At 63.9% G+C, this 9,011-nt stretch carries 6 protein-coding genes; 4 read left to right on the forward strand and 2 right to left on the reverse strand.

Annotated elements, in window-relative coordinates; genetic code table 11:
* Both V7116_RS17640 and V7116_RS17645 read right to left on the reverse strand, forming a co-directional pair.
* Window positions 1-643, reverse strand: a 643-nt coding sequence (locus tag V7116_RS17640) for a response regulator transcription factor (protein ID WP_324393277.1), incomplete at its 3' end; no start/stop codon positions are given.
* Window positions 644-702: 59 nt separating this feature from the next.
* Complete coding sequence (locus V7116_RS17645) at window positions 703-1,653, reverse strand: ROK family protein (protein ID WP_324393278.1); 951 nt, start codon at window positions 1,651-1,653, stop codon at window positions 703-705.
* A gap of 186 nt (window positions 1,654-1,839) precedes the next feature.
* Here V7116_RS17645 and mutS point away from each other — a divergent pair, with 186 nt between their 5' ends.
* The 4 genes from mutS to V7116_RS17665 all read left to right on the forward strand — a co-directional run.
* Window positions 1,840-4,467, forward strand: a complete 2,628-nt coding sequence (gene mutS / locus V7116_RS17650) for a DNA mismatch repair protein MutS (protein ID WP_324393279.1) — start codon at window positions 1,840-1,842, stop codon at window positions 4,465-4,467.
* 13 nt (window positions 4,468-4,480) lie between these two features.
* Window positions 4,481-5,473 (forward strand): hypothetical protein, encoded by a 993-nt coding sequence (locus V7116_RS17655; RefSeq protein WP_324393280.1) that lies wholly within the window; start codon window positions 4,481-4,483, stop codon window positions 5,471-5,473.
* Window positions 5,474-5,760: 287 nt separating this feature from the next.
* Window positions 5,761-7,518, forward strand: a complete 1,758-nt coding sequence (gene recJ, locus V7116_RS17660; protein WP_324393281.1) for a single-stranded-DNA-specific exonuclease RecJ — start codon at window positions 5,761-5,763, stop codon at window positions 7,516-7,518.
* A gap of 159 nt (window positions 7,519-7,677) precedes the next feature.
* On the forward strand, window positions 7,678-9,011 hold a 1,334-nt coding region (locus V7116_RS17665), incomplete at its 3' end, for a hypothetical protein (protein WP_324393282.1).

Raw genomic sequence — 9,011 nt, forward strand, 5'->3', positions numbered from 1 at the left:
CCGCGCCGGCTTGCTCCAGCTTGCGGCGCAGATGCCAGATGTACACGCGCAGGTAGTCGATGTCGTCGATGTATTCGAAGCCCCAGATGTTTTCGAGCAGCTCGCGGTAGGGCACGATGCGCGGCGAGGCGTCTACGAGGTAGGCCATCAGGTTGAACTCGGTCGGGGTCAGACGTACCGTGTCGCCACTGGCGGTGACGCGGTGCTCGTCCAGGTTGATGGTGAGGTAGTTGTCGCTGTAGAGCACGTTCTGCTTAAACAGTGTGGGCTGCGCGGCGGCCCGGCGCAGGTTGGCACGCACGCGAGCCATCAGCACGTTGGTTTCGAACGGCTTGAGGATGTAGTCGTCCGCCCCCAGGTCCAGTCCACGCACAATTTCTTCCGGCTCGTTGCGGGCGGTCAGCATGATGATCGGGATATTGCTCACCTCTCTGATCCGGGCACACACCGTCCACCCGTCCATGGTGGGCATGTTGATGTCCAGAATGATCAGATCGGGACGGCCCTGGTACATCTTGCGCAGCCCCTCCTGGCCGTCTGCTGCGGTCATGACCGATAATCCGGCCTGTTCCAGGGTGCTTTTCACCATCTGAACCAGCGTTTGATCATCGTCAATCATCAGCACTGTTGAGTTTGAGTTCATCGTAGGGATCTCCCGCTTCACGACGGCGCGGCCCTCAAATAACCCCACCGCCCATAGTTCTAGAGATTGCTACCTCCGCGTGTCGTCACCAGCGCCGCCGCCCCGATCAGGGCGACGTTTTCGCCCAGGGCTGCCGGTACGATGGGGACGTTTTCGTAATACGCGGGGTCAATCACGTACTGTTTCACTGCTTCGCGCATCGGGGCGAACACCATCTCGCCCATCAAGCTGACGCCGCCGCCCACCACGACGATTTCGGGATTGAACAGGTGCAGCAAGCTCACAATGCCCAGTCCCAGGGTGAACCCGGCCTGCTGCATCAGCTCGATTGCCAGCGCATCCCCCGCACTGGCCGCCTCACCCACCAGCTTGGCCGTCACGCGTGACAGATCGCCCTCGACCCTATCGCGGATGCTGGACGCCGCGCCAGCCTCAAGCCGCGCCACCGCTTTCCGCGCGATGGCCGGACCAGCGGCCTCTTTTTCGAGCGTCGAGATGCGCCCATCGACGTTGAGGATCATGTGCCCGGCTTCGGCGCCAAGCCCGCGCGACCCGATGATCAGGTGACCGTCATCAATAATACCGCTGCCAATGCCGGTGCTAAAGGTCAAATATACAACATGCTTATAACCAACCGCCGCGCCAGCGGTTGCTTCGGCCAGCGCCGCGACGTTCGCATCGTTGCCCAGGTAAGTCGTGATGCCCAACCGCTCCTGAATGATTTTGCGCAGCGGCACGCGGTTCCACCCCGGCAAATTGGGCGGCGAATAGATCATACCCGCGCGCGGATCGATCGGTCCGGGCGCAGAGACGCCAATGCCATCTACCTGGGAGAGATCTTCGGGCAGAACCTGCTTGATCACGCCGATCAAGCGCTCGATCACGTCCTCTGGGCCACGGGGCGCGAGCGTCGGTTCCGCCACGCGCTCAAGGACGTTGAGGGCGCAGTCGAGCCGGGCCGCGCGCATCTGGGTGCCGCCAAGATCTACACCAATGACGAATTCACACATTGCATGCTGCTCCAATTGATTCACAGTGTAGCATAAGACCAGTGCTGGCAATAGCCAGTGGTTGTCGGGGAAGTCCACGCTTGTTAGAATACATCGCGCCGCTTAATTCACCAAGATAGAAAACGTATTTTCTCACCTGCAAGCGTAACACGTGCGGGTAGTACTTTCCAAGTTGGGCAAAAAACAATGGCGAAAGTAACACCGTCCCGGCAGCAGTACCTGGATTTTAAGAGTCAGTTTCCCAACGCGATCGTGATGTTCCGCCTGGGCGACTTTTACGAGATGTTCGACAACGACGCCGAGGTCGCCTCGCGCGAGCTGGACCTCGTGCTAACCGGGCGCGGCGGGTCCAAAGAGGACCGCGTGCCGATGTGCGGCGTGCCACATCATGCCGTGGACGGGTACATCGCGCGGCTGGTGGAAAAAGGCTACCACGTCGCGGTGATCGAGCAGGTCGGCAGCGAGCCGGTCGGCGGGCTGACCCCGCGCGAGGTGTCGCGCGTGATCACGCCCGGTACGGTCATGGAGCCGGGCATGCTGGCCGAGACGCGCCACAGCTATCTGCTGGCGCTGGCTCCCGAAGCGGACCGCGAGGGCGGCTGGGCGGCGGTCGGGCTGGCCTACGTGGACATCAGCACGGGCGAGTTCGCCGCGACGCAACTGGACGGCGACGGCGCAGCGATGGGCGTGGTCGAGGAACTGGCGCGCCTGGAGCCGCGCGAAGTGCTGCTGCCCGCGATGTGGGTCACGCGCGGCGTGACGCTGCCGCCGAACACGCATCAAACGCCCATGCCCGATTACCATTACGAGCAGGGGTTCGCGCGGCAGGCGCTGCTCGATCACTTCCGCGTGTCCACGCTGGACGGCTTCGGCTTGCAGGACAAGCCGCTGGGCGTGCGCGCGGCGGGCGCTATCATCGCCTATTTGCAGGAGACGCAGCGCGGCGCGCTGGATCAACTCGTCTCGCTGCGCACGTATACCACGTCCAACTTCATGACGCTCGACGCGGCCACGCGCCGCAACCTGGAGCTGACCGAGACGATCCGCGACGGGCAAAAACGCGGATCGCTGCTGGCCGTGCTCGACCGCACCGTGACGCCGATGGGCGCGCGCCTGCTGCGCACCTGGATCGGGCAGCCGCTGCTGGACCGGGCCAAGCTCGAAGCGCGGCTGGACGCGGTCGAGGCGCTGTTCGACTCCGGCACGACGCGCGCCGAGGTCCGCGAGGATTTGCGCGGGGTGAGCGACCTCGAACGCCTGACGAACCGCCTGCTGGCCGGGCGCGCAGGTCCGCGCGATCTGCTGGCTCTGGCGCAGAGCTTGCAGGCCGTGCCCGCGCTACGCGAGGTAATCGAACGCGGCGAGGCGCTGCGCTCGATTTACGACGCGCTCGATCCGTGCGACGACGTGTGCGAACTGGTGACGCGCGCGCTGGCCGACGAGCCGCCCGCCGTCGCCAACAACACCGGCATCATCCGCAGCGGCTATTCGGACGAGCTGGATCACGTGGTGATCGGCAGCCGCGACGCGCGGGAATGGGTCGCCGCGCTGGAACCGACCGAACGCGAGCGCACCGGAATCAAGAGCCTGAAGGTCGGCTATAACAAGGTGTTTGGCTACTACATCGAGGTCAGCCGCGCCAACACCGAAAAAGTGCCCGATGATTACATCCGCAAGCAGACGCTGGTCAACGCCGAGCGCTATATCACGCCGGAACTGAAAGAGTACGAGGCGCTGATCCTCAACGCGGAGGAGCGCCAGTTGGAGATCGAGCAGCGGCTGTTCGCGGAGCTGTGCGATCAGGTGGCGGCGCGGTCCAACGCGCTGCTGCGCACCGCGCGCGGATTGGCGCATCTGGACGTCTTCGCGGCGCTGGCGGAAGTCGCCGCGCGCGAAGGCTATGTGCGCCCTGCCCTGACCGACGACGATGTGCTCGACATCCGCGAGGGGCGGCATCCGGTCGTGGAGCAAATGCTGCACGGCGAGCGCTTCGTGCCCAACGAGACGCACTTCGACGCGGAAGAACGACTGCATTTGATCACCGGGCCGAACATGGCGGGCAAGAGCACCATCATCCGGCAGGTGGCGCTGATCGTGCTGATGGCGCAGATCGGCAGCTTCGTTCCGGCCACGTCCGCGACGGTCGGCCTGACGGACCGCATCTTCACGCGCATCGGCGCGCAGGATGAGATCCACGCGGGCCAATCCACGTTCATGGTGGAAATGGTCGAGCTGGCGCTGATCCTGTCGCACGCGACACGTCGCAGCCTGTTGATCCTGGACGAGATCGGGCGCGGCACGAGCACCTACGACGGCATGGCGATCGCCCGCGCAGTGGTCGAATACGTGCATAACAATCCCGACCTCGGCGCGCGCACGCTGTTCGCCACGCATTACCACGAGCTGATCGAGCTGGCGAACATTTTGCCCGGCGTGCGGAACTATAACGTGGCCGTGGCGGAAGAAGGCGACGGGATCGTGTTCCTGCACCGGCTGATGCCCGGCGGCGCGGACCGGTCGTACGGCATTCACGTCGCGCAGCTGGCGGGCATTCCGAAGGCGGTCATTCACCGCGCGCAGGAGATCCTGGCCGAACTGGAAGCGGACGGCAGCGATTTCCGCGTCAAAGCGCCCGCGCAGCCGGAAGGCACCGTGCAGCTCTCGTTCTTCCAGACCGATCCCGACCCGGTGATCAAGGCTCTGCGCGACCTGAAGGTGGACGAGATGTCGCCGCTGGACGCGATCACGCGGCTGTACGAGCTGAAGCGGCTGGTGCAAGAAGGGGACCAGGGCAAGAAGTCGCCGCGCAAGTGAGGAGAGGTGCTCAATGGGCCGGTTCGGGCGTGTTTTGGCGCTGATCGTGCTATGCGTACTGCCGGTGCACGCCGCCTCGTACATCTCGGGTCAACAGCCTGAGCCGCTGCCTGCCGATTTGCTGTTTGGAGCCTGGGATACCAATGAGCCTCCCGCCCCTATGCTTATTCGCATCGACGCACAGACATTGGCTCAAGAAATCTTTTATCAAGATGATGAGGCAACCGGCTTAATTCCCCTTAGCGCATCTCCCTCCGGTCGATATGTTGCGCTTCTACGGCTTCAAACACATAATGCCGTCGATCTGTGTATCATTGGCCGCGATGGAACACTCATACGCTGCTTTGACGATTTTGCCTGGACTGCTCACTGGTACTACGACCTTTACACCAAATTTTATGCGTTAACCTGGTCCAAAGATGAAGAAGCGGTTTATTTCACGCAGGAGTCTTTTTCTGAGACGGAAGAGACTACGCTGCGCCTGGTAGAAGCGGATATTGCTTCGGGCAAGATCCTTCGTACGATCTACGACTATTCAGCACCGAACGATGGTTATCGCAGCACCCTTTATTGGGATTCTCACTTGCGCTACGTTGAGCGTTACACAAATGCCACTGATACCATGACGACCGGTTCTCACACGGTTGAGATCATTGATTTAGCTTCGGGAAGCGAATATTTTCTCACTGAACATATAATCCCCCCCAGCTATGAGACCCAATTTTGCCCCGGATTTTCCCCTAAAGGTAGCTATTTACTTGCGCGAACTTATCGTCCTTACGGGGAAGCCTCGTCAACTCTGCACTCGATGATGATTACCGATCCAACGGGGCAACCGATACAGGCTCTGAGCCAGGATCAACTGTCGCAGTGGGATATTCAGTGGTCGTACGAATGTCCTGTTTGGCAGGCAGATGAAAGCGCCTTTTTCTTCCTGGGTGGCTCCCGAAATCCCGATCTCAATAGCCCCTACGATACCGCCAGATGGGACGCATTTTGCCTTTGACTATACCGGCATATACCGTTTGGGCGGATTAGGTATCGTGTATCCTGGCGAGATGGTTTTTCAGGTTGATACAGAATACCCTTACCAGTATAGCTATTTATCAAGCTCTCTATGGCTCCCAAATCCGTGATTACTGGCACGGACTTCCATAACTTCTATTGCTTGGCCCTCTCACGTTTGCGGAAGGCTCCCCGCGCATGGTAGGATTAGCGCCACTGTTTCCTTACTCAGCCTACCGCTAAGCCACGGAGGATCGGCGCTGGAGCCGGTCTAGACGCGAGGACCATGTGACGCACGCCGCACCCACCACGAAGCGATGGAATCTGTTCCCGATCATCCCGCGCGACGTGCGCATGCGGCTGTCCACTTATCACCCCGTCCTCGCGCAAGTGCTCTATAACCGGCACCAGGACACGCCCGAAAAAGTTCACCAATTCCTCGACGGCGGCGACGGCTCCCTACACAACCCCTTCACCATGCACGATATGCCGCAGGCCGTGGCACGCATCCGCCATGCGCTGCGCAAAAGCCAGAAGATCGCCGTGTATGGCGACTTCGACGCGGACGGCGTGACCAGCACCGCGCTGCTGACACAGGTGTTGATCGCACTGGGCGGCGACGTGCGGCCCTATATCCCGCACCGCGTGGACGAGGGCTACGGCCTGAATACGGACGCGCTGGGACGGCTCTACACCGACGGGATCGCGCTGGTGATCACGGTGGACTGCGGCATCCGCTCCGTGGACGAGGTGCGCTTCGGGAAAGCGCTCGGTCTGGACATCATCGTCACCGATCACCATTCCGTAGGCGACGAAATCCCGCCCGCCGACGCCGTGCTCAATCCCAAGATCGACGCGCGGCTGCGCCTGCTCGAAGGCCGCACGAACGGTTATCCCGAAGATATGCTGGCGGGTGTCGGCGTGGCGTACAAGCTGGCGCAGGCGCTGCTGATGGCCGAGGAAAACCAAGGTCACCGCCGCGTCAGTCTGCGCGCCGAGGACTTGCTCGACCTCGTGGCGCTGGGTACGGTCGCGGACCTCGCGCCGCTGGATCGCATCGAAAACCGCGAGCTGGTACGGCGCGGGCTGGACGTGCTCAACCAGGCGCGGCGGCCCGGCCTGTACGAGCTGCTGCAAGTCGCGGGGGTGGAGCCGGGCAAGATCACCACGACCAGCATCGGCTACATGCTCGGCCCGCGCATCAACGCCGCCGGGCGCATCGACAACGCCATGATCGCCTACGATCTGCTCACTTCGGATATGCCGCTGGCGGGCCAGCTTGCGCAGCGCTTGCAAGAACTCAACTTGCAGCGCCAGACCATGACGGCGCAAGCGGTCGAGATCGCGCGGGCGCGGGCGCTCAGCGATGGGACCGTGGACCTGCCGCTGATCTTCGACGCGGGCGACGAATACACGCCGGGCATCGTCGGGCTGGTGGCAGGGCGGCTGTGCGAGGAATTTTACCGTCCGGCGGTGGTGGTCGAACGCGGCGAGGAAGAAGCGCGCGGATCGTGCCGCAGCATCCCCGAATTCGACGTAACGGCGGCGCTCGACCAGTGCGCCGATCTGCTGGTGCGGCACGGCGGGCACGCCCAGGCGGCGGGCTTCACCGTCCGGCTGGAAAATCTGCCGCTGCTGCGCGATCGTCTGGTGAAACAGGCCGAGCACGCGCTGGTTGGGCGCGAACTGATCCCCGAACTGGACGTAGACGCGGAAGTGCCCTTCCCCGACCTGACGCTGGGGCTGGCGCAGGAACTCGCCCGACTGGAACCGTGCGGCGCGAGCAACAGCGCCCCGGTGCTGTGCACGTACGGGCTGCGCGTGGACGAAGCGCGGCAGGTCGGCGCGGACGGCAAACACCTGCGGCTGGTACTCTCCAACGGATCGGGATCACTGACCGGGATCGCGTTCAAGCAGGGCCAGTGGGCCGATTTCCTCTCGCGCGGGAGCTACGTGGACGCCGCCTATCATCTGGAACTGAACACCTGGAACGGCGAAACCCGCCTCCAGCTCAACATTCAGGATTTACGCCTGTCCGCGCCCTGATCGACCCGTTCCACCCCGCAGCGGCGCTGAGTTCAACGATTGGCATATGCTCGTCGCGTGCTTGCCTGACGTGAGGGCGGTCTGCCCCCTGTCTGATCTACAATCAATCCATACTGCAACTCATCTTACAGCCCTCATAAAACAGAGAAACGAGCAGGCATGGACCGGCGGCGGTGGAAGCAGGCAGGGATAGGCGCAGCGATCGCGCTGCTGCTGGCAGTGGGCGGCATCTCCCGCGCCGGAGCGCAAACAAGCAGCCCGAATGCGACGCGCTTCGGGATCGTGGCCGGGGTGGGCACGGATCCGGCGCTGATCGACGGGCTAGGCACGGGCTGGGTGCAGGTCCCGGTCGAGTGGCGCGCCTTCCAGCCAGACGGCCCCGGCGACTTCGACACCGGCGCGCTCGATCCCGACTGGGTGGCGCAGATCCGCGAGGATGGGCGCGAGGCGGTGGTCCAGATTTTGGGGACGCCGGGCTGGGCGTCCGCGTCGGGGCGCGCGAGCGCCGTGCCGGACGGCCTCGATCTGCCTGCTGCGGACGAGGGCAACACCTGGGCAACGTTCACGCGGCGGCTGGCGGAAACGTACGCACCGCTGGGCGTGCATCACTGGATCATCTACGACGCGCCAAACGTGCGGCGGGGCGAAGGGCACACCCGCTTCGAGGGCGATGTGGCACAGTACGCGCGGCTGGTAGCGGTGGCGGCGGAGGCCCTGCGCGCCGCCGATCCCGACGCGCGGATACACCTCGCCGCACCGGTCGATTGGATCGATGAGGCCGCCGCGCGCACGCCCTATTTGCAGCGTCTGCTGCCCGAATTTGACGCGGACGACCCGCCGCCGTTCGATGTGGTGACGATCCGCGTATGCGACAACACCGCGCACATCGCGCCGCGCGTGATGCAGGTCCGCGCGCTGCTGGACGCGGCGGGGCGGGCGGACGTGCCAGTGTGGCTGGAAGCGGGCGCAGCTGCCACCCTCGATGGAAACGACACCCCGCCAACGGTCGGTATCACGCCGCAGATGCAGGCCGATTTCGCGGTGCAGGCGGCGGCGCTGGCGGTCGGGCTGGACGTCGAGCGGCTGGCGTGGATCGGGCTGATCGATGCGCCGGACGGGGAGCCGGTGGGCCTGCTGCGTGCGGACAGTTCCGCGCGCCCGGCCTATGACGCGTATCAGGCGGCGATCGCGGCCTTCGGCGCGGCAGATGCAGCGGCGCACTACTCCAACCGCGCGGCGGAAGTCGTGACACTCGGCGCGCCGGAACCGAACCTGATCGTGTTCTGGGCGATGGGCGAAACGCCGGTCGATCTGGTCGTTACGTCGCCGGACGTGGGCGAAACCGCCGCGCTGGACGACCTCTACGGGGACGGCACGCAGCCGCTGGCCTCGGAACCGTTTAGCTGGCCCGCCGCGTTCACCGCCAGCGGCGGCGAACGCGGCGCCTTCTATCTCGGCCTCGATCCCGAGGCCGTGGGCTGGGACTACCAGAC

Origin of the sequence: Aggregatilinea sp., from assembly GCF_036822615.1 — a bacterium.
Lineage (GTDB): Bacteria > Chloroflexota > Anaerolineae > Aggregatilineales > Aggregatilineaceae > Aggregatilinea.

Bases quoted from the DNA above. Each gene is read 5' to 3' on its own strand.
- V7116_RS17645 (WP_324393278.1), bottom strand. From the start codon at position 1,653: ATGTGTGAATTCGTCATTGGTGTAGATCTTGGCGGCACCCAGATGCGC.
- mutS (WP_324393279.1), top strand. From the start codon at position 1,840: ATGGCGAAAGTAACACCGTCCCGGCAGCAGTACCTGGATTTTAAGAGT.
- V7116_RS17655 (WP_324393280.1), top strand. From the start codon at position 4,481: ATGGGCCGGTTCGGGCGTGTTTTGGCGCTGATCGTGCTATGCGTACTG.